This is a genomic window from Kocuria oceani (assembly GCF_029524215.1).
In the GTDB taxonomy this organism is placed as follows: domain Bacteria; phylum Actinomycetota; class Actinomycetes; order Actinomycetales; family Micrococcaceae; genus Kocuria; species Kocuria oceani.
In genome coordinates this window covers 292,923-312,067 of sequence record NZ_JARAMH010000002.1, presented here as the reverse complement: position 1 = coordinate 312,067, position 19,145 = coordinate 292,923, and the positions used below count along the sequence as shown (strand labels likewise).

Sequence of the window (19,145 nt, the reverse complement as noted above, 5' to 3'; positions counted from 1 at the left end):
GTCGTCGCTCCGTTCCTGTTCGCGCGGATCCTTCCCCGCCGACCCTACCCGGCGCCGCCCGCGAGGGCGGGTCCCCGCCCGGCCCGGCCCTGCCCGGCCCTGCCCGGCCTTGCCCGGCCTTGCCCGGACGACCATCAGCAAGGTTACGGTAGGGGGGCGCGGTCCCGACGGGAACCGCGGCTCCCCCGGACACCGGAGGCGGACACCCGAGGCGGACACCCGAGGAGGAACACCGTTGGACGTCAATCTGCTGCTGACCCTGTTCGCCGGGGCGATCCTGGTGCTGTCCACGTTCTCCACCCTGTTCCAGCGGCTCAGTCTGCCCGGCCCCCTGCTGGCGCTGGCCTTCGGCGTGCTGATCGGCCCCCACGCCCTGGGCCTGCTGCGGATGGAGGACTTCGGGGTGCCCCAGGGCACCCTGCTCGAGCAGGCGGCCCGGATCACCCTGGCCGTGGGCCTGGCCGGGGTCGCGCTGCGCCTACCGCACGGCTACTGGCGCAAGAACCTCCGCTGGATCGCCGTGATCATCGGCCTGGGCATGGCCCTGATGCTCGTGGTCGCCACCGGGGTGCTGTGGTGGGGACTGGGAGTCCCGTTCCTGGTGGCCCTGCTCGTCGGAGCGATCGTCACGCCGACCGACCCGGTGGTCACCACCCCGATCGTCACCGGCTCCATGGCCGAGGAGAAGGTCACCGAGCGGGTGCGGCACAACATCTCCGCCGAGAGCGGGCTCAACGACGGACTGGGCTACCTCTTCGTCATGCTGCCCGTGCTGCTGCTGACCGAACCGGACACGGCGTGGCAGGAGCTGCTCACGAAGGTCCTGCTGTGGGAGGTGCTCGGGGCGGCCGTCATCGGCGTCCTGGCCGGGTACCTGCTGGGGAAGCTGTTCGTGGTCGTGCAGGACAAGGGGCTGATGGAGGACAGCTCCTACCTGGCCTTCGTCGTGCCCCTGGCCCTGCTGCTGCTCGGCGCCGGCAAGCTGCTGGGCACCGACGCCGTCCTGGTGGTCTTCGTGGGCGTCGCCGTGTTCGGGCAGGTCATCCCCCAGCGGGAGGAGGAGCAGGAGGACCGCGTCCAGGACGCGGTCTCCCGTCTCTTCCTGCTGCCGATCTTCGTGCTGCTGGGCATGGCCCTGCCCCTGACAGAATGGGCCGCCCTGGGCTGGGTCCCGCCCGTGGTCCTGATCGCGGCCGTGCTGGTGCGCCGGCTGGTCACCGTGTGGATGCTGCGGCCGCTGTTCACGGACCTGCACGACCGGTCCGAGACGGCCTTCCTGAGCTGGTTCGCCCCGGTGGGGGTCTCGGCGCTGTTCTACGCCACCCTGGCAGAGCGCCACACCGGCCAGCACGAGGTCTTCGTCTACACCACCCTGGCCATCACCGCCTCCGTCGTCGTCCACGGACTCACCTCCGCGCCGCTGAGCGCCTGGCTGCAGCACCACGAACCGCAACTGAAGGAGGAGGAGCACTCCGCATGACCGCGCCCCGCACCGTTCCCGTCCCCCGAAAGAAGTGTGATCGACATGTGGTTTGACGGCTGGCCCCAGCTCCTGCGCATCGTGGTGGTCGGCGCGGCGGCCTACGCCTCGCTGGTCGTGTGCCTCCGGGTCTCCGGCAAGCGCACGCTCGCCCAGCTCAACGTCTTCGACTTCGTCGTGACCGTCGCCCTGGGCTCCACGCTGGCGACCATCTTCCTGAGCACGGACGTCTCCTGGGCGGAGGGCGTCACCGCGTTCGGCGTCCTGGCCGGGCTGCAGCTGCTCGTGGCCTGGATCTCCTCCCGCTGGCCGCGCGTGCGCGGTGTCTTCACCGCCGAGCCGGCGCTGCTGCTCGCCGAGGGGCGGATCCGCCACGAGGCGCTGCGGCGGAACCGGCTCACCGAGTCCGAGCTGCGCCAGGCCGTGCGGATGCAGGGCACGGGCGACCTCTCCCGGGTCGAGGCCGTCGTGCTCGAGACCAACGGCAAGCTGAGCGTCATCACGTCGAGCAAGTACGGCGACGGGTCCGCGCTCGAGGACGTCCGGGGCCTCGCGGCCCTGCGCGGTGACAGTGGCCGGGACGGATCGGGGCCGGGGGCGCCATGATCCCGAACCCTGTGTCCGGGGACACCAGGATCCGGACCAAGGGCCGGGTGGGCACGGCCATTTAGGAGTAACGGCCACCCAGGAACAGCGGGCGCCGGGGTTCCCTGCCGTCGTCGGCAGGGTTACCGTCGGACGGACAGGCTGTGGGGCCGCCTCGCCCGCACGGCGCAGCTCCGGTACCGGAGGAACGGGGTCAGCATGGTCGATCGCATCGCGCAGATCTGGGGGACGCGCACGCCCTTCGCCCGAGGACAGCGGTGGCCCGTGCGGGTGGACCAGGTCCTGGCCGAGGGACTGGCCGAGGCGGACGTGGAGCGGTGGGTGCAGTCGGCGTGCGTGCTGTGCAGCAACGGCTGCGCCGTCGACATCGCGGTCAAGGACGACACCATGGTCGGGGTCCGCGGGCGCGCGGTGGACATCGTCAACCACGGCCGGCTCGGGCCGAAGGGCCTGTTCGCCTCCTGGCAGGGCGTGAGCCACCGGGACCGCCTGACCCGTCCGCTGGTCCGCGAGAACGGGGAGCTCGTGGAGACCGACTGGGAGACGGCCATGGACCGGATCGTCACCCGCAGCAGGTCCCTGCTCGCGGAGCAGGGACCGCTCAGCCACGGCTTCTACACCTCCGGGCAGCTGTTCCTGGAGGAGTACTACGCCCTGGGGATCCTGGGCAAGGCCGGGATCGGCACCCCGCACATGGACGGCAACACCCGGCTGTGCACGGCCACGGCGGCGGCGGCCATGAAGGAGAACTTCGGCTCCGACGGCCAGCCGGGCAGCTACGCGGACATCGACGAGTGCGACGCGGTCTTCCTGTTCGGCCACAACATGGCCGAGACCCAGACGGTGCTGTGGGCGCGGGTGCTGGACCGGCTGGCCGGCCCGGACCGACCACAGGTGGTCTGTGTGGACCCGCGCGAGACGGAGGTGGCCCGGCACGCCGACGTGCACCTGGCCGTGCGCCCGGGCACCAACCTGGCGCTGATGCACGGACTGGTCCGGGAGGTGATCGCCCAGGGATGGGTCGACGAGGACTGGGTCGCCGCCCACACGCTGCGCTTCGACGACCTGGCCGAGCAGATCGAGCCCTGGACCCCCGAGGCCGTGGCCGAGGAGTGCGGGGTGGCCGCGGCCGACGTCCGGGCGGCCGCCCGGATCTTCGGGACCTCCGAGCGTGTCCTGTCCACCGTGCTGCAGGGCTTCTACCAGTCCGCCCAGGCCACCGCCTCGGCCTACCAGGTCAACAACCTGCATCTGCTCCGGGGCCTGATCGGGAGACCGGGCTGCGGGATCCTGCAGATGAACGGCCAGCCCACCGCCCAGAACACCCGCGAGTGCGGGGCCGACGGTGACCTGCCGGGTTTCCGCAACTGGGAGAACCCCGCGCACGTCCGGCAGCTGGCGGAGCTGTGGGACATCGATCCGCTGGTCATTCCGCACTGGGCCCCGCCCACGCACGCGGCCCAGATCTTCCGCTACGTGGAGCAGGGCTCCATCGAGTTCCTGTGGGTCTCGGCGACCAACCCGGCGGTGTCGATGCCGCAGCTGCCCCGTATCCGCGAGGTCCTCGAGCGGGAGGGCCTGTTCCTCGTGGTCCAGGACCTCTACCTCACCGAGACCGCCCGCTACGCCGACGTGGTGCTCCCGGCCGCGGCCTGGGGCGAGAAGACCGGGACCTTCACCAACGTCAACCGCACCGTGCACCTGTCCGAACAAGCCGTGTCCCCACCGGGGGAGGCCCGCAGCGACCTGGAGATCTTCCTGGACTACGCCCGGCGGATGGACTTCCGCACCCGCTCGGGCCGCCCGCTGCTGGACTGGTCCGGGCCCGAGGACGGGTTCGACGCCTGGCGCGAGTGCTCCCGGGGCCGGCCCTGCGACTACACGGGGCTCAGCTACGCGACGCTGCGCGGCGGCAGCGGGATCCCCTGGCCGGTCACCGAGGAGCACCCCGACGGCACCGTTCGCCTCTACGAGGACGGCGTCTTCCCCACCGACCCCGACGACAGCGAGACCTACGGGCACGACCTGACCACCGGCGCCACCGTGGGACCGCAGGCCTACCGGGCGATGGCCCCGGGCGGGCGGGCGATCTTCAAGACCGCCCCCTACCAGGGCCCCCACGAACTCCCGCGGGAGGAGTACCCGTTCCGCTTCACCACGGGCCGGACCGTCTACCACTTCCACACCCGCACCAAGACCGGCCGGGCCCCGCAGCTGCAGGGTGCGGCGCCCGACGTGTGGGTCGAGATGGCCGTGTCCGACGTCGCCGCCCTGGGACTGACCGAGGGCGACGTGGTGCGGGTGGAGTCCCCCCGGGGCCACCTGACCGCCCCGGTGCGGGTCGGCGACGTGCGCACCGGAACGGTGTTCGCCCCCTTCCACTACGGGTCCTGGGACCAGCAGGACCCCACCGGCCGGGCCCCGGGGCAGCGCCACCGCGCGGCCAACGAGCTGACCCTCACGGAGTGGGATCCCGTCTCGAAGCAGCCGGTGTTCAAGACCGCGGCCGTGCGCGTCACCAAGGTCGCCGACGCCACGGGACCGGCACCGGCTCCCACCACCACCGCCTCGCGCCCCGCCCGGGGCGGCCGCGTGCCGGCCACCGTGGGCGGGGCGGCCGCCGAGGTGCATGAGACCATCGCCCCGGCCGAGCCCCCGGCCGTGGCCACACGGGAGGAGAGGCCATGAAGCTGCCCGTCTACCTGGGACTGCTCCACCGGTCCGAGCAGACCCTGGCCGCGTCCTTCCGCCAGGTCGCCGAGGGCCACGGCGCCGAACCCGACGTCTACCACCTCTGCCGGTCCCTGGCCGACCAGTGCGAGGCCCACGAGCAGGCCCTGGCCCCGGTCGTCGACCGCTACGGCGAGGTCGAGGAGGACGACGAGCCCGAGCGCCTGCACGCCGACGGTCTCGCCGAGACCCGCTCCGGGCCCGTGGGCCTGCTGCGGGACCTGCAGGATCTCTACCTGCTGGCCAGTCTCGTGGACATCACCTGGACCGCCGTGAAGCAGGCCGCCCAGGGGCTGCGGGACCGGGAGCTGATCGACGTCGTGGAGCGCTGCGAGGGCGAGACCAGGACGCAGCTGCACTGGCTGTCGACACGGATGAAGCAGGCGGCTCCGCAGGCCCTGCTGGTGGCGGACTGAGCGCCGGACCGGGCGGGGCCCGCCCCGGCCGTGCGGTGCCTACTCCTCCCCCTCGCCCGGGCGGGTGCCCAGCAGGATGTTGAGGCCCCACCCCAGGGCGGTGATCAGCACGATCGCCGCGGCCATCGAGACCAGTTCCGCGGGCTCGGAGAGGATGCCGAGGCTGACGATCAACGTGGTGGCCCCGGCCGGTGGGTGCGGCGTCCTGACCGCGGTGAGGACCAGCGTGGTGAGCGCGACCGACAGGGCCCCGGCCAGCAGGTAGGCCGGGGTGAGCCCGTCGGACGGGACGGGCGGGTCGTCCTGCAGACCGAGGCCGTAGAGGACGGCGATCCCGGCGAGCAGGCCGGCCCCGTGCCCGACCAGGGCGTTGAGCGGCCGCGAGGCCCGTTGTCCGGGGGACTCGAAGAACAGCATGACCGTGGGCCCCAGGCTGGGGAACAGCCATGGCTGATGGAGCAGGAGGCCCACCCCGCCGGAGGCCGCCAGCACCACGAGGGAGAGCGCGGCGGCGTACAGGCCCGCTCCCACCGCGCCGGCCCTGGTCTTCAGTCCCTGCAGCATCCTGGGCTCCCTCCATCCCCTGCGTGCCCTCGGCCGGGCCCGACGCCGGCCGCCGGCCGACCGCCGCGCGTCCGGCCGTCGCAGACCGCCGACCGCGGAGCGGAACGGCGAGCGAGGGGCCCGTCCGGCGGACGGGCCCCTCGCTCGCCGGTGCTGGATCAGCCCAGGGAGCTGATCAGGTCGGCGCAGGCCTGCTCGCAGCGGCGGCAGGCCTCCGCGCAGACCTTGCAGTGCTCGTGCATCTCCGCGTGCTGGGCGCACTCGTCCCCGCAGGCCTTGCAGGCCGCCTGGCAGGCCTGGAGCACCACCCGGGTCAGGTTGGCGTCGTAGCCGGTGTGCCGGGAGAGGACGTTGCCCGTGGTGGCGCAGACGTCGGCGCAGTCCAGGTTGGTGCGGATGCACTTGGTCAGCTCGGCGACCGAGTCCTCGGACAGGCAGGCGTCGGCACAGGCGGTACAGGTCTGGGCGCACTCGAAGCACGCCGCGATGCACTCGGCCAGCTTCTGACGGTCCACCCCGCCGAGGTCCTTCGGGTAGGTCTCGAGCATCGATGTCACATGGGTCATGGTCTCGCTCCTTCGTCCGATCGGCGGCCGGGCCACGGCCACCTGTCCTGCGGTGCTGGATGGGGACCGGCGCCCGCCGCACCCCACAGGATCGACAGTAGACTGTCCGTTCCGGCGGGTGAACCCCGGAACCCTGAAGATTCGATGAAGCCCTCCGGAGTCCGGCAGGCCCCGCGGCACGCGCCGCGGGGCCTGCCGGACACGGGTCCGCGGGTCCTACTCGCCGAAGACGGCCTCGGTCACGTGCGTGGGCTTCTCGTACTGCTGCTCCGGAAGGTTGCGCAGCGCCTCGAGGATCGAGTCGTCCGCACCGGAGTCCTGCGCCTTCTGCACGACCTCGTCCTTGCTGACCGGGTAGTCCAGGCCGCTGAGGTGCTTCTGCAGCTCGATGGGGTTGGGCTTGTCGGACATGGGAATCTCCTTGTCGTCGCGAGGTCTCGTCCCGCCGGCTCGACGGAACACGAACACCCCCAGTCTGTCAGCCTCCTTGCCATGCGTCAGCCCCGGCCCGCGGACCGCGCGTCGCCCCGAGGAGCCGACGCGGTCACGGACCGGACCGGCCCTCCTGCTCGAGGATGCGCAGCCGTTCCAGGTACTCCGCCTCGGTGATCTCCCCGCGGGCGTGGCGCTCCAGCAGGTCGTCGCGGGCCCGGCGCAGCCCCAGCCGGGTGCGGGTCCGCCGGCCCCACCGGGTGTTGCTCCCGTAGCGCAGCACCAGCCCGCGCACCAGCCGGATCAGCCCCCACCCGGCCGTGAGGAGCAGCAGCACCCAGGACACGGCTTCCCAGCCCTGGAAGGGCGTCAGTCCCATCACGACCATGGTGCCACCGTCCCCTCCGACGTCGTCCCCGCGTCCCGGCGCCAACCGCCGGAGCACGGACGATGGGCGGAGAGTACCAGCCACCCCCGACGCCGCCGGGCCGGGGAGGCCGGTCAGCGGGTCAGCGTGCGGATCCCGTCGAGGATCGCCCGGTGCACCCGGGGATCGTTCAGGGGCAGGAAGTGCCCGCGGGTCCCGAGCTGGACGTTGTGGGCGCCCTCCAGGCGGCTGCCGCCGGGGATGTGCGGGTCGAAGCGGCCGTAGATCGAGACGATGTCCCGGTTCACCGCCTGCTGGGTGGTCAGCGCGGTGAGCTCCGGGGAGTGCGGCAGGAACACCCGGATGGTGGACAGCGGCAGCAGCCGGGCCAGCTCGGACCCGGAGAACGGGGTGTTGACCGCCACGAGCCCGTGGATCCCGGCGCCCCCGTTGTGGTGGGCCAGGAGGTGCTTGCCGATCAGCCCGCCCTTGCTGTGCGCCACGAGCACGCACCGCTCCACGCCCGCCGTGCGCAGGTGCGCGTCCACCAGCTCGGCCATCTCCTGGATGGTGCCGGTGTTGAACTTCAGGTCCTCGACCACGTGCACGTCGTGCCCGTGCTCCCGCAGCAGCCCGGCCACGGGCAGCAGGAAGGTCCAGGACTCGTAGATCCCGGGGATCAGCACGACCGGCGTCCGCTCCGGATCGGCCGGTGCCCGGTAGTGCGCCGGGTCCCACCGGCCGAGGAATCCGGCCGCCTGCCAGCGCAGGGCGTAGGCGTAGTCCTGCGCCCAGGCCGCGAGGTTGGTCCCCGCCTCCGCCAGCCGGCGCGGCATCACGCCGAGCCGTCCGGACGGCGGGCGGGTCGGCAGGCGTCGAGAAAGGGGGCGCATGCTGCGGCGAGCTCCTTCGGGTCGGTGTGCTGGACGTTGTGCGGGGCACCGGGGATCTCCACCACCCGGGCGTCGGGGGCGGCCCGGGCCAGTCGCCGCACCCAGTCGTGCGGGGCGATGGGGTCCCGCCCTCCCCGCACGATCAGGCCCGGAACCGTGCAACCCCGGATGTCCTCCTCGATCCGGTCCCGGACCATGGACCGGGTGGTGCGCAGGTAGCGGAGCGGGCCCATCCGCAGGTAGTCCCGGAGGACGAGGGCGTTGGTCCGCGGCGGCTCGCGCAGCGTGTCCCGCAGCAGCCGCCACCCCTGGGCCGGCCGGCTGGGCGCGTCCGGGTCCACGGTGGGCCCGACGAGGACGTAGCCCGAGCACAGTCCGGGATGGTCCCTGACGGCGTCCACGACGACCTGGCAGCCCATGGACTGCCCGACCAGGACGGGCCTCGACAGCCCCAGCGCCGCGACCGCCCCCGCGGCGGCCTCCCCCAGCTCGGCCACGGAGAGGGGCTGCCGCGGCTTCGGTGTCGTGCCGTAGCCCGGCAGGTCCAGGGCGTACACGTCGCGGGTCACGGCGAGCTCGTCCGCCAGGCGCAGGAAGTACGCCCCCGACATCCCGATCCCGTGCACCAGGACCACCGGCGGACGGGCGGGGTCGAAGGTCCCGCGCACGTCCACCGTGTGGGGCCCGACGACGACGCGGCGCCGCCGGAGCAGGGGATGCCGGCGCACCCGGCCGGTGCTCGCAACGGGCGGTGCGGCGCGCTCCTCCGCCCGGGCCGGGCCGGGGCCCCGGCGCGGGGAGCCCTTCCGGTCGTCGGTGACCCGCCTCACCGGTGGGTCGCCTCGAGGGCCGCGCGGACCACGTCGTGCGGGTCCTGCCGCGCCCCCCAGGCCTCGCGCTGACGCCGTGCCCCGGACCCTCCCTGCAGGAGGGCCGCCACCATCCGGGCCACGGACTCCTGCTCGCCCTGCGCCTCGAGGGCGGGGCGCACGTGCGCCAGCAGCGCCGCCACGACCTCCTCCGCGGGCGCGGGCGCGCCGGAGACCGGGCTGACCAGCGTCCCGTCGAGCCCGGCGGCGCTGGCCTGCCACGACCAGGCACGCAGCTGGCCCACGCCGATCGGCGGCGCCGCGGCGCCGCTCCGCCACTGCCCGGCGGCCGTCTCGACCAGGGCGCGGGCGAGGGCCGCGAGCACCGCGGCGTGCTCGGCCTCGAGGCACACATCGGCGATCCGGATCTCCACGGTGGGGTACCGGGCGGAGAGCCTGGCGTCGAAGTACAGCATGCCGCGGTCCAGGGCCAGCCCGGAGCGCAGCAGGGCCGCGCACCGGCGGTCGTACTCCGGGACCGTGGCCAGGAGCTCGTCGGGACCGGACGTGGGCCAGCGGGTCCACGTCTGGTACCGGAAGCTGCCGAACCCGGTGTCCCGGCCGTACCAGAAGGGCGAGTTGGCGCTGAGCGCCAGCAGGACCGGCAGCCAGCCGCGGATCCGGTCCAGCACGGCCACGCCCTCGTCCGGGCCGGAGATCCCCACGTGGACGTGCAGACCGCAGGTCAGCTGGTCCTCGACGACCATGCCGTACCGCTCGTGCAGCCACTCGTAGCGGGGCTGGGGCACGAGGTGGGGCCGGGCCGGGAACACCGGTGAGGCCAGCGCCACGGCCCGGGCTCCCCGGCGGCCCGCGGCGGCGTCCAGGAGCGCCCGGCCCTGCCGGATCGCGGCGAGCTGCTCCTCGAGCCCCTGCACCGGGGGCCCGGCGACCTCGATCTGCTCCTGCTGCAGCTCGGTGCTGATCCGGTGCCCGGAGTCCACCGGGTGCCGGTCGTGGTCACGGACCACGTCCCGGCTCACCGCCGCGGGCTCGAGGGTCTCGGCGTCCACGAGGAGCAGCTCCTCCTCGACGCCGAAGGTGCGGCCCCGGTCGTCGGGGCCGGCCGTGTCGGGGTACGGGGGCACGGTGTTCGCCTCCATCCGGGTCGGCAGGCCGAGGCCTGTCGCGGCGTGTCGTCGCGCTCATCGGAGCGTAGCACCCGGGTCCCGGCGAGCGCGGTGCCCGGACCCGTTCCGACGCGCGGGACGAGCCCCTCGGACGCGCCCGGCACGGCGTCGGTCCTTCCCGGCCCCCGTCGCGCGGGCGTGGTGCCGGGCAGCGGCCTCGGGCGGTGCGGCCCGGCGCGATCCGGGCCGCTCCGGGCCCCGGAGGACCGGTGGTTCCACGCTCGGCCGGAGCCTGCTCCGGCTACCGGCCCTCCGAGGCGCCGGACCGGCGGCGCACCGTGACCCACTGGGCGGCGACGATCACCGCGGCCACCACGGCGGTGACCACCAGGGTGAACGGGTCCGCCCGGGCCTTCAGCAGCACGAACGGCACGAGCACCGCGACGTCGAGGGCGATCGCGACCCAGGGGATCCAGGGCCTGGCCTGCACGTCGTCCTTGAGGTGGCGGAGGATGCCGAGGTGGATGGCGATGTCCATCGCCAGGTAGAGGATCGCCCCCAGCGCGGCGATCTGGGACAGGTCGAAGAAGGCGGCCATGACGATGGCCAGTCCCGCCGTGATGGACAGCGACTGGTGGCACTCCTTTCCCGGCAGCCCGGGGGCCTGGCCCATGTCCCGGAGCATGTCGTAGAGCTTCGAGACCGCGAAGAGGCTCGCGACCAGGCCCGAGAGCGTGGCGACGACCGCGATGGCCACGGTCAGCCGCACGCCCCAGACGCCGAACATGGGCTCGGCCGCCTCGGCGAGCGCGTAGTCGCGCGCGGCCACGATCTCCGGCACGCTCAGGCTGCCGGTGACGGCCACCGTGATCAGCAGGTAGAGCACGGTGCACAGGGCGATGGAGATCATGATGGAGCGTCCGATGTTGCGCTCGGGACGGGCCAGGTCCGCACCCTGGTTGGTGATCGTGGTGAAGCCCTTGTAGGCGAGGATGCACAGGGTGACCCCGGCCAGGAAGCCCGGCCACCCCGCCTCCGGCGGGGTGCGGTCGGCGACGGTGACCAGCCGGTCCAGCGAGTCGACGCCGGCGGCGAGGATCCCGCCGACGGCCAGGATCCCGATGCCGGCGATCTTGAGCGCGGCCGTCACCGTGGCGGAGCGCTCCACCCAGCGGTTGCCCACGAGGTTCACCAGCGCCGCGGCAACGATCGCCACCACCGCCAGCACCGGCACCCACACCGCGGAGTCCTGCATCCCGAAGGGGCGCAGCAGGTAGGTGCCGAAGGTGCGCCCGAGCAGGGACTGGGCGAGGATCATCGAGACGTACATGAACAGGGCGAAGGACCCGGCCACCACCCCGGGGCCGTAGGCGGCCTTGAGCAGCATGGCGATCCCGCCGGAGGACGGGTTGGCGGCCGAGTAGCGGATGTAGGAGTAGGAGCTGAAGGCGACGACCACGGCCCCGGCGAGGAACGCCCACGGCACCCAGCCGCCGGCCAGCTCGGCCACCTGCCCCACCAGGGCGAAGATGCCCGCGCCGATCATCACCCCCGTCCCCAGGGCGACGGACCCGGTCAGGGACAGTTTCTGGTCCCGGTCCTGCTCCCGGTCCGTTCCGTGCGCCTGCTCCTGCTGCGTCGTCCGGTGCTCGTGCGTGTCGTCGTGGGTGTCGTCGTGCGTGTCGCGGCGTTCCACGGTCCTCCTCCGGATCAGTGGGTGGGTGCGTCGGTGCGGTGGGCTGTGCGGTCAGCGGACCTCGACGGTGCCCATCATGCCGAGGTCCTCGTGGTCGAGGATGTGGCAGTGGTAGACGGTGCGGCCGGTGAAGTCGTCGAAGGCCACCCGGACCACCACCTCTCCGAAGGCCGGGATGTCGACCACGTCCAGCCAGAGAGGGGCGTCGACGTCCCCGTCCCCGTCCGCCACGACCTGCATCGGCCAGACATGCAGGTGCATCGGGTGGTCCATGGGGCTGGAGTTGGTCAGCGTCCACTCCTCCACGGTCCCCGGGGCGACGCGCTGGTCGGTGCGGTCCTCGTCGAACGGCTCCCCGTTGATCGTGAAGGTCGTCATCGAGCCGGGACCGCGCGTGCTGCCCATCATCCCGCCGCTCATCATGCCGCCGTCCATGCCCATGGCGAAGTCCAGGGTCCGCCGGGCGGCCACGGGCTCCCCGCGCAGGTCCCGCGGCGCGGGCCCGGGAGGCACCGGACCCACGGCCCCGGCCGGGGCCCCGGTGACCTCCAGGGTGAGCAGCTCGATCGGCTCGTCGTTGCCCGGGCCGTCCCCGGGCGTCCGCCCGCCCATCATGCCGTCCATGCTTCCGCGGTCCACCGGGGCGGCGGTCAGCGTGGAAGTGCCCCCGCGGGTGTCCACCAGCAGCTCCGCCCGGTTGCCGGGGGCCAGGGTCACCTCGGTGATCTCGCGCGGTGCGGGCAGGCGGCCGACGTCGCGTCCGGACAGCCGCAGGGTCTGGCCGTCGAGGGTCAGCCGCAGGAACCGGGCCGGGCAGGCGTTGACGACCCGCCACAGCTCCCGCTCCCCGGGGGCGGCGGTGGCCGCGGGACGGACCTGGCCGTTGACCAGCACGGTCTCGCCCTCCCGGCCCATCATCTGCTCCGGCGGGGAGACCGCGGCGAGCACGCCGGAGGCGTCCAGGGTGATGTCCGAGACGACCAGGACGCGCTCGCGCGTCACCGGGACGGGGTCGGGGCTCTCGACGACGATCGCCCCGTAGAGGCCGGCCGCCAGCTGGTCGGCCACGTGGCCGTGCCGGTGCGGGTGGTACCAGTAGGTGCCCGGCGGGTGGTCCTCCGGCAGGGCGAGGTCGTAGTCGAAGGACTCCCCCGGTGCGATGCTCACGAACGGGTTGTCCCCGTGGCCCTCCGGGGAGACGTGCAGCCCGTGCACGTGCAGGTTGGTCGGGACCTCCAGCCGGTTGGTCATCGCCACCCGCAGCGTGTTCCCGGGCCGCAGCCGCAGGGTGGGGCCGGGCAGGGAGCCGTTGAAGGCCTGGACGTGCGCCGTGCGCGCCCCGACGCGGACCGTGGCCGGGGCGGCCGCGAGGTCCAGCTCGAGCAGTCCGTCGGCGGCGCTCAGCACCTCGGGCTGGACCAGTCCGCGGCCGCCGCCGAGGGCCTCGCCGCCGCCGGTCCACCACAGCCCCGCCCCGCCCACGGCCGCGGCGCCCGCCCCGGCGGCTCCCAGGGCCAGCAGCTGCCGGCGCGTCAGCGGGCTCACCGGTCGCCCTCCTCCAGGGTGCGCAGCCGTTCGCGGTACTCCTCGGTGCTGATCTCCCCGCGCGCGTAGCGCTCCTCCAGGATCTCGAGGGACCGGCGGGGTCGCGGACCGGACGGTGAGGCGGGACCGTTGCGGCGGCTCCGGCCGCTCTCGCCGCCGGTCAGCAGCTTCACGAGCACGACCACCAGGACCACCATGCCCACGATCAGCAGGAGCCAGAAGATCCACATCCAGCCCATGCCCCAGCCCATGCCGTCGCCCCACATCATGGCCGATCCAGCTCCTCCAGCATCGTCCTCATCTCCTGAATCTCCGCCTCCTGGGCCTCGACGATCTCCCCGGCGAGCTCGACGGCCTCCGGGTTGGATCCCTCCTCCACCTCGTCGCGGGCCATCTCGGTGGCGCCCTCGTGGTGGCGGATCATCTGCTCCAGGTACAGTCCGGCGGCCTCGGGCCCCTCCTCGGCCTCGCGCAGCCAGTTCATGCCCTGCTCGTCGACCATGCCGGATCCGTGGCCGCCGTGGGCCGTGGCCGACTCGTCCGGGGTCGCGGGAGCGTCCCAGGCCGTCAGCATCGCCTGCATCCGCTCGATCTCGGGCTCCTGCGTCTGCGCCACCCGCTCGGCGAGGTCCCGGACGTCCTGGGGGACACCGTCCTTGCCCAGGAGGACCTCGCTCATCTGCACCGCCTGCTCGTGGTGGGGGATCATCATCTGCGCGAACATGACGTCGGCGTCGTTGTGCTCGCCGGAGATCTCCGTGGCGGCGCCGGAGGCCGGCGCGGACCCGGTCGACGTGTTCGCGGTCGGGGTGCTCCCGGTCGGGGTGCTCCCGGTCGGGGTGGCGTCCGCGGCGGGGCTCGCGCCGCCGGTGGCCGGCGTCTCCGCCTCCTGGCCGTTCCCGCAGCCGGCGAGTGCGAGCACGGCGGCGAGCGCGAGGGCGGGGAGCGTGGTGGTGCGGGTCATGGTGTCGGTCCTTCGTTCGGTGTCTGCGGGGTGGTCGGTCAGCGGGCCGGGACGGCGGGGGGCCGCGCCTCCGCGCGGCCGGACTCGGCGCCGGTGGCGGCCAGGTGGGCCGGGGACAGGTCGAGCCGGCGCAGCAGCTGGGCGTTGAGGGCGACGACGATGGTGGAGACCGACATCAGGACCGCGCCCACGGCCGGGGACAGCACGATCCCGGCGGGCGCGAGGACACCGGCGGCCAGGGGAACGGCGACGACGTTGTAGCCGGCCGCCCACACCAGGTTCTGGATCATCTTGGTGTAGCTGGCCCGGGAGAGGTCGATCATCGACAGCACCGAGCGGGGGTCGTTGCCCGCCAGGACCACCCCGGCGGACTCCATGGCCACGTCGGTGCCGGCCCCGATCGCGATGCCCACCTCGGCGCGGGCGAGGGCCGGGGCGTCGTTGACGCCGTCGCCGACCATCGCCACGGTCATGCCGCGGTCCTGCAGCTCGACGACCTTGCTGTCCTTGTCCTGCGGAAGGACCTCGGCGAAGACCTCGTCGATGCCCAGCTCGGCGCCCACGGCGTCGGCGACCTGGCGGGCGTCGCCGGTGATCATGGCGACCTTCACCCCGCGGTCCTGCAGGGCGGCCACCGCGGCGCGGGACTCCGCGCGGACCGTGTCCTCCAGGGCCAGGGCGCCGAGGACCTGCCCGTCGCGCAGCACGTGGAGCACGCCGGCGCCGCGGGCGGTCCACTCGTGGACCGTCGGCCCCAGGGCGGCGGGGGTCTCGAGGCGGAGCTCGCGCAGCAGGTTGGGCCCGCCGACCGTGATCCGGGCGCCCTCGACGGTGGCGCTCACGCCCCGGCCGGTGGCCGCTCGGAAGTCGGTGCCGCGCAGGTCCAGCCGCCGCGCGGCGGCGTCGTGCGCGGCGGCGGTGACGATGGCCCGGCCCACCGGGTGCTCGCTGTCGGCCTCGGCCGCGGCGGCCAGGGCGAGGAGCTCGCCCTCGGAGGTGCCGGGCACGGGGGCGGCGCCGGTGACGGCGTGGGCGCCCTCGGTGAGGGTGCCGGTCTTGTCGAACAGGACCACGTCGATGGTGCGCATCCGCTCCAGGGCCAGACGGTCCTTGATCAGCACCCCGGCGCGGGCGGCGCGCTCGGTGGAGATGGCGATGACCAGTGGGATGGCCAGCCCCAGGGCGTGGGGGCAGGCGATGACCAGCACGGTGACCGTCCGGACCACCGCGTCGTCGGGGCTGCCCAGGAGCGTCCAGGCGACGGCGGTGAGGATGCCGGCCGCCAGGGCGAACCAGAACAGCAGCGCGGCGGCGCGGTCGGCCAGGGCCTGGGCGCGGGACGAGGACTCCTGGGCGTCGGCGACCATCCGCTGGATGCCGGCCAGGGCGGTGTCGGCCCCCACGGCCTCGACCCGCACCCGCACGGTGCTGTCGGTGGCGACCGTCCCCGCCACGACCGTGTCGCCGGGCGACCGGGAGACGGTCCGGGACTCGCCCGTGATCATGGACTCGTCGAACTCCGCCGTCCCGTCGAGGACCACCCCGTCGGCCGGCACGCGGGCTCCGGAGCGGACCAGCACCACGTCGCCCGCGGAGAGCTCGCCGATCCGCACGGTCACGGTCCCGTCCGCCACGACCTTCTCCGCCTCGTCGGGCAGCAGGGCCGCCAGGGCGTCCAGGGCGCTCGAGGCCGCGCCCAGGGCGCGCATCTCCATCCAGTGGCCCAGCAGCATGATCACCACGAGCAGGGCCAGCTCCCACCAGAAGTCCAGCTCGAAGCCGCCGATGCCGAGCGTGGTGACCCACGAGGCGACGAACGCGACCGAGATCGCCATGGCGATCAGCAGCATCATCCCGGGCTGCCGGGACCTCAGCTCGGTGAGCCCTCCCCGCAGGAAGGGCAGTCCGCCGTAGCCGAAGATCACCGTTCCCAGCACCGGCGGCAGCCAGGCCGAGCCCGGGAACCCGGGAACGTGGTAGCCCAGCAGGTGGCCGACCATCGGGCTGAGGACCACCACCGGGACCGCCAGCGCGAGGCAGAGCCAGAACCGGTTCTTGAACATCGCCGTGGAGTGGCCGGCGTGCTCGCCGTGGGTGTGGACCGTGTGCTCCTCGTCCACGGCCGAGTGGACGGGACCGTGCGGCATGGCCTGCCCGTGTGTCTCGGAGTCGCCGGGGTGGCGTCCGAGGCCGTCCCCGTGCGGGTCCGGGTGGGTGTCCGGGGTGTTCATGACGAGCTCCTTCCGCGGCTGCGCGACATGGGCGGCGGCTCCGGTGCGACCGCGCCGCGTGCCGGCCCGGGCCTGTCCGTGTCCCCGAGAGTATACCCCCCTGGGGTATAACTCAAGGGATCGGCCGCCGGCACCGCGTGGTCGGAGGGCGCGGGGCACCGGACGGGCAGCACCACCCGGAACTCGGCACCCCGCCCGGGGCCGGCCGAGCTCGCCTCGAGCGCACCGCCGTGGGCCTCCACGAGGGCCCTGGAGATGGTGAGCCCGATGCCGGAGCCGCCGTGCTCCCGGTCCCGGGCGGTGTCCCCGCGGTAGAAGCGCTCGAAGACGTGCGGCAGGTGCTCCGCCGCGATGCCCTCCCCCGTGTCGTCGACCCGCAGCACCACAGCCGTGGTGCCGGCCCGGGCGGCGCCGAGGACCACCTCCCCGCCGGGCGGGGTGTGGCGCAGGGCGTTGGAGAGCAGGTTGCCCAGCACCTGCCCCATCCGCTGCGGGTCGACGGGCAGGACCGCACCGGGCGCGTCGTCCTCGACCCGCAGCGCCACCCCCTCGGCGGCAGCGGCCTCCCGGGCCGCGTCCGCGGCGGCGCCCAGCAGCTGGGCCACGGCCACGGGTGAGCGCTCCAGGACCATGCGCCCCTCCTCGGCGCGGGAGACGTCGTCGATGTCCTCCACCAGCCGTGTGAGCCGGGAGAGCTGTTCGGCCAGGACGGCGCCGGTGCTCGCGTCGAACTCGGTGACGCCGTCCTCGAGACCCTCGAGGTAGACGCCGAGCACGGACAGGGGGGTGCGCATCTCGTGCGCGAGGTCGGAGAGCATCCGGCGCCGGACGCCCTCGGTGGCCTCGAGCTCGGCGGCCATCACGTTGAAGGCGGCCGCCAGGGCGTCGACCTCGCTGCCGGCACCCATCGCCGGGACCCGGGCGCCCCAGCGGCCCCGGGCCAGGTCCTGCGCGGCCCGGGTGAGGGCGGCGAGCGGACCGCGCAGCCGGCGGGCCAGGGAGGCGCTGACGGCCAGGGCGCAGGCCAGCGCCGTGACCAGGGCCACGCCGAGCGTCCACAGGCCGGCGTCCCGGTAGGCCCGCTCGACGTGCATCAGCTGGGCCGGGTCCGGCTCGGCGCCGGCGCGCACCAGGTGCTCGTGGAACAGCGGCGGACCGGCGAGGGAGGCCACGACCGCCGCGGCGAGCACGCTCGCCGCCACCACCAGCAGCTGGGCGAGCAGGAAGCGCGCCGCCAGGCCGCGCTCGCGCCGCGCCGTCACGGTGCCACCATCCGGTAGCCGACCCCGCGGACGGTCTCCACGTAGCGCGGCGCGGCCGGGTCGTCCCCGATCTTGCGCCGCAGGTGGCCGATGTGGACGTCCACGAGGTGCTCGTCCCCCACCCAGGCCGGGTCCCAGACCACGTCGATGAGCCGGCGGCGGGACATCGCCTCCCGGGGCCGCTGGGCGAGGGCCGCCAGCAGGTCGAACTCGGTGCGGGTCAGGGTCACCCGCTCCCCCGCCACCCGCACCTGCCGGCCCGGGACGTCGACCTCCAGGTCCCCCACCACGTGCGGCGCGACGGCGCCGTCCGGCCGGGCGACGGTGCGCGGGCGCCGCATGACCGCCTGCACGCGGGCGACGAGCTCGCGGACGCTGAACGGCTTGGTGATGTAGTCGTCGGCACCCGTGGCCAGCCCGGCGAGCCGGTCCTCCTCGTCCCCGCGGGCGGTCAGCATCAGGACGTAGCACTCCGAGGAGGCACGGATCCTCCGGCACACCTCGACCCCGTCCAGCCCGGGCAGGCCGAGGTCCAGGATCACCACGTCGGGCGCGCCGGCGCTCGCCGCCTCCAGGGCGGCCGGACCGGTGTGCGCCTGGGCGACGTCGTACCCGGCCCGCACCAGGTAGGACGCGACCATCCCCGCGAGCGCCTTCTCGTCGTCCACCACCAGCACCCGTCCGGCCGGGCGGGCGGCGTTCTCGACAGCAGTTCCCATGCGTCCAGTGTCCTCCCGGGCGGGTCGCCGGTCCCGCGGGAGCGGGCCCTGCGCGCGGATCTTCGTCGTTTCTTCAGCATTGCCCCGGGTCTCCAGCATTGCCCCGGGGACCGCACCCTCTCCCGGAGGAGCCCGGGCTTGCACCACGACCGACAGTCGGCTTAGCATTCCAGGGCACCCTGACGGACAGCAGGCTGACCAGTTGCCGGGGGTGCACGACCGGTCGTCCCGTGAAGGAGTGCACCTGTGCAGCGCAAGATCTCCGTCCTCGTCGAGGTGGACCTCGACGGCCGGTACGTCCGCGTCGACGTGACCGGTGCCGTGACCCCGGTCAACCAGCAGAGGCTGCACCCCGTGCTGCGGCGAGCCCGCACGATGCTCCCCGCGGCCACCGTGCGCCTGGACCTCAGCTGCGTGCGCGATCTGGACCCGCACGCCCTCGATCTGCTCCGCGAGGCGGTGGCGCAGGATCCTGGCCTCGGCGACGCCGTGGAGATCCTCACCCCGGAGCAACCCTCCTCCGGCGACGCGGCCACCGCCCTGGACGCCCGGCGTCGGCTGCGGCACGGGATCCTGCAGCGCCGTGCCGGTGAGCTTCCCGTCCCCCTGCCCGAGCCCGCGCTGAGCGCGGCCTCCTGACGGACCCGGCCACCGCGGCCGGGTCGCCGCCGGGTCGCCGAGCGCAACGTTGCCGCGTCCACGACCGGGGGGTGCAAAGATTGGCGGCAGCGCACG

At 74.0% G+C, this 19,145-nt stretch carries 19 protein-coding genes; 5 read left to right on the top strand and 14 right to left on the bottom strand.

Going from position 1 to position 19,145, the window contains the following annotated elements; genetic code table 11:
* Positions 1-235 precede the first annotated feature (235 nt).
* The 4 genes from PU704_RS03395 (at position 236) to PU704_RS03380 (ending at position 5,232) form a co-directional block, all read left to right on the top strand.
* Positions 236-1,480, top strand: a complete 1,245-nt coding sequence (locus tag PU704_RS03395) for a cation:proton antiporter (protein ID WP_277550133.1) — start codon at positions 236-238, stop codon at positions 1,478-1,480.
* A gap of 45 nt (positions 1,481-1,525) precedes the next feature.
* Positions 1,526-2,086, top strand: coding sequence for a DUF421 domain-containing protein (locus PU704_RS03390; protein ID WP_277550132.1), 561 nt, complete (start codon positions 1,526-1,528; stop codon positions 2,084-2,086).
* A 198-nt stretch (positions 2,087-2,284) separates the two neighbouring features.
* Positions 2,285-4,774 carry a molybdopterin oxidoreductase family protein gene (locus PU704_RS03385; protein WP_277550131.1) on the top strand — a complete coding sequence of 830 codons (2,490 nt, stop codon included), beginning with the start codon at positions 2,285-2,287 and terminating at the stop codon, positions 4,772-4,774.
* Complete coding sequence (locus tag PU704_RS03380) at positions 4,771-5,232, top strand: hypothetical protein (protein WP_277550130.1); 462 nt, start codon at positions 4,771-4,773, stop codon at positions 5,230-5,232. The genes PU704_RS03385 and PU704_RS03380 overlap by 4 nt, the downstream gene beginning before the upstream one ends.
* A gap of 39 nt (positions 5,233-5,271) precedes the next feature.
* Here the strand turns inward: PU704_RS03380 and PU704_RS03375 are convergent, their stop codons facing one another.
* The 14 genes from PU704_RS03375 to PU704_RS03310 form a co-directional block, all read right to left on the bottom strand.
* Positions 5,272-5,796 (bottom strand): HPP family protein, encoded by a 525-nt coding sequence (locus tag PU704_RS03375; RefSeq protein ID WP_277550129.1) that lies wholly within the window; start codon positions 5,794-5,796, stop codon positions 5,272-5,274.
* A 158-nt stretch (positions 5,797-5,954) separates the two neighbouring features.
* Positions 5,955-6,362 (bottom strand): four-helix bundle copper-binding protein, encoded by a 408-nt coding sequence (locus PU704_RS03370; RefSeq protein WP_047803529.1) that lies wholly within the window; start codon positions 6,360-6,362, stop codon positions 5,955-5,957.
* Positions 6,363-6,578: 216 nt separating this feature from the next.
* Complete coding sequence (locus tag PU704_RS03365) at positions 6,579-6,773, bottom strand: DUF2795 domain-containing protein (protein WP_047803530.1); 195 nt, start codon at positions 6,771-6,773, stop codon at positions 6,579-6,581.
* Positions 6,774-6,906: 133 nt separating this feature from the next.
* Complete coding sequence (locus PU704_RS03360; protein WP_277550128.1) at positions 6,907-7,173, bottom strand: SHOCT domain-containing protein; 267 nt, start codon at positions 7,171-7,173, stop codon at positions 6,907-6,909.
* A 122-nt stretch (positions 7,174-7,295) separates the two neighbouring features.
* Entirely contained in the window at positions 7,296-7,997 is a 702-nt protein-coding gene (locus PU704_RS03355) for an esterase/lipase family protein (RefSeq protein WP_277550127.1), read from the bottom strand.
* On the bottom strand, positions 7,997-8,884 hold the full coding sequence (locus PU704_RS03350) for an alpha/beta fold hydrolase (RefSeq protein ID WP_277550126.1): 888 nt from the start codon (positions 8,882-8,884) through the stop codon (positions 7,997-7,999). Before PU704_RS03350 ends, PU704_RS03355 begins: the two co-directional genes overlap by 1 nt.
* Complete coding sequence (locus tag PU704_RS03345) at positions 8,881-10,011, bottom strand: carboxylate-amine ligase (RefSeq protein WP_277550125.1); 1,131 nt, start codon at positions 10,009-10,011, stop codon at positions 8,881-8,883. Before PU704_RS03345 ends, PU704_RS03350 begins: the two co-directional genes overlap by 4 nt.
* Before the next feature lie 283 nt (positions 10,012-10,294).
* On the bottom strand, positions 10,295-11,689 hold the full coding sequence (locus PU704_RS03340) for an APC family permease (RefSeq protein WP_277550124.1): 1,395 nt from the start codon (positions 11,687-11,689) through the stop codon (positions 10,295-10,297).
* A gap of 51 nt (positions 11,690-11,740) precedes the next feature.
* On the bottom strand, positions 11,741-13,234 hold the full coding sequence (locus PU704_RS03335) for a multicopper oxidase family protein (RefSeq protein ID WP_277550123.1): 1,494 nt from the start codon (positions 13,232-13,234) through the stop codon (positions 11,741-11,743).
* Positions 13,231-13,503, bottom strand: coding sequence for an SHOCT domain-containing protein (locus tag PU704_RS03330; RefSeq protein ID WP_277550122.1), 273 nt, complete (start codon positions 13,501-13,503; stop codon positions 13,231-13,233). The genes PU704_RS03335 and PU704_RS03330 overlap by 4 nt, the downstream gene beginning before the upstream one ends.
* Positions 13,500-14,198, bottom strand: coding sequence for a DUF305 domain-containing protein (locus PU704_RS03325; protein WP_277550121.1), 699 nt, complete (start codon positions 14,196-14,198; stop codon positions 13,500-13,502). The genes PU704_RS03330 and PU704_RS03325 overlap by 4 nt, the downstream gene beginning before the upstream one ends.
* 38 nt (positions 14,199-14,236) lie before the next feature.
* Positions 14,237-16,429, bottom strand: a complete 2,193-nt coding sequence (locus PU704_RS03320; RefSeq protein ID WP_277550120.1) for a heavy metal translocating P-type ATPase — start codon at positions 16,427-16,429, stop codon at positions 14,237-14,239.
* Positions 16,426-17,691, bottom strand: coding sequence for a sensor histidine kinase (locus tag PU704_RS03315; RefSeq protein WP_277550119.1), 1,266 nt, complete (start codon positions 17,689-17,691; stop codon positions 16,426-16,428). Before PU704_RS03315 ends, PU704_RS03320 begins: the two co-directional genes overlap by 4 nt.
* On the bottom strand, positions 17,688-18,410 hold the full coding sequence (locus PU704_RS03310; protein WP_277550118.1) for a response regulator transcription factor: 723 nt from the start codon (positions 18,408-18,410) through the stop codon (positions 17,688-17,690). The genes PU704_RS03315 and PU704_RS03310 overlap by 4 nt, the downstream gene beginning before the upstream one ends.
* A gap of 246 nt (positions 18,411-18,656) precedes the next feature.
* Between PU704_RS03310 and PU704_RS03305 the strand changes: the two genes are divergently transcribed.
* Positions 18,657-19,049 (top strand): hypothetical protein, encoded by a 393-nt coding sequence (locus tag PU704_RS03305; RefSeq protein ID WP_277550117.1) that lies wholly within the window; start codon positions 18,657-18,659, stop codon positions 19,047-19,049.
* Positions 19,050-19,145: the final 96 nt, after the last annotated feature.

What these genes read in the sequence shown, in the direction of transcription:
- PU704_RS03330 (WP_277550122.1), bottom strand. Translation starts at nt 13,503, where the DNA reads ATGATGTGGGGCGACGGCATGGGCTGGGGCATGGGCTGGATGTGGATC.
- PU704_RS03390 (WP_277550132.1), top strand. Translation starts at nt 1,526, where the DNA reads ATGTGGTTTGACGGCTGGCCCCAGCTCCTGCGCATCGTGGTGGTCGGC.
- PU704_RS03385 (WP_277550131.1), top strand. Translation starts at nt 2,285, where the DNA reads ATGGTCGATCGCATCGCGCAGATCTGGGGGACGCGCACGCCCTTCGCC.
- PU704_RS03320 (WP_277550120.1), bottom strand. Translation starts at nt 16,429, where the DNA reads ATGAACACCCCGGACACCCACCCGGACCCGCACGGGGACGGCCTCGGA.
- PU704_RS03370 (WP_047803529.1), bottom strand. Translation starts at nt 6,362, where the DNA reads ATGACCCATGTGACATCGATGCTCGAGACCTACCCGAAGGACCTCGGC.
- PU704_RS03325 (WP_277550121.1), bottom strand. Translation starts at nt 14,198, where the DNA reads ATGACCCGCACCACCACGCTCCCCGCCCTCGCGCTCGCCGCCGTGCTC.
- PU704_RS03360 (WP_277550128.1), bottom strand. Translation starts at nt 7,173, where the DNA reads ATGGGACTGACGCCCTTCCAGGGCTGGGAAGCCGTGTCCTGGGTGCTG.
- PU704_RS03355 (WP_277550127.1), bottom strand. Translation starts at nt 7,997, where the DNA reads ATGCCGCGCCGGCTGGCGGAGGCGGGGACCAACCTCGCGGCCTGGGCG.
- PU704_RS03380 (WP_277550130.1), top strand. Translation starts at nt 4,771, where the DNA reads ATGAAGCTGCCCGTCTACCTGGGACTGCTCCACCGGTCCGAGCAGACC.
- PU704_RS03365 (WP_047803530.1), bottom strand. Translation starts at nt 6,773, where the DNA reads ATGTCCGACAAGCCCAACCCCATCGAGCTGCAGAAGCACCTCAGCGGC.
- PU704_RS03375 (WP_277550129.1), bottom strand. Translation starts at nt 5,796, where the DNA reads ATGCTGCAGGGACTGAAGACCAGGGCCGGCGCGGTGGGAGCGGGCCTG.
- PU704_RS03310 (WP_277550118.1), bottom strand. Translation starts at nt 18,410, where the DNA reads ATGGGAACTGCTGTCGAGAACGCCGCCCGCCCGGCCGGACGGGTGCTG.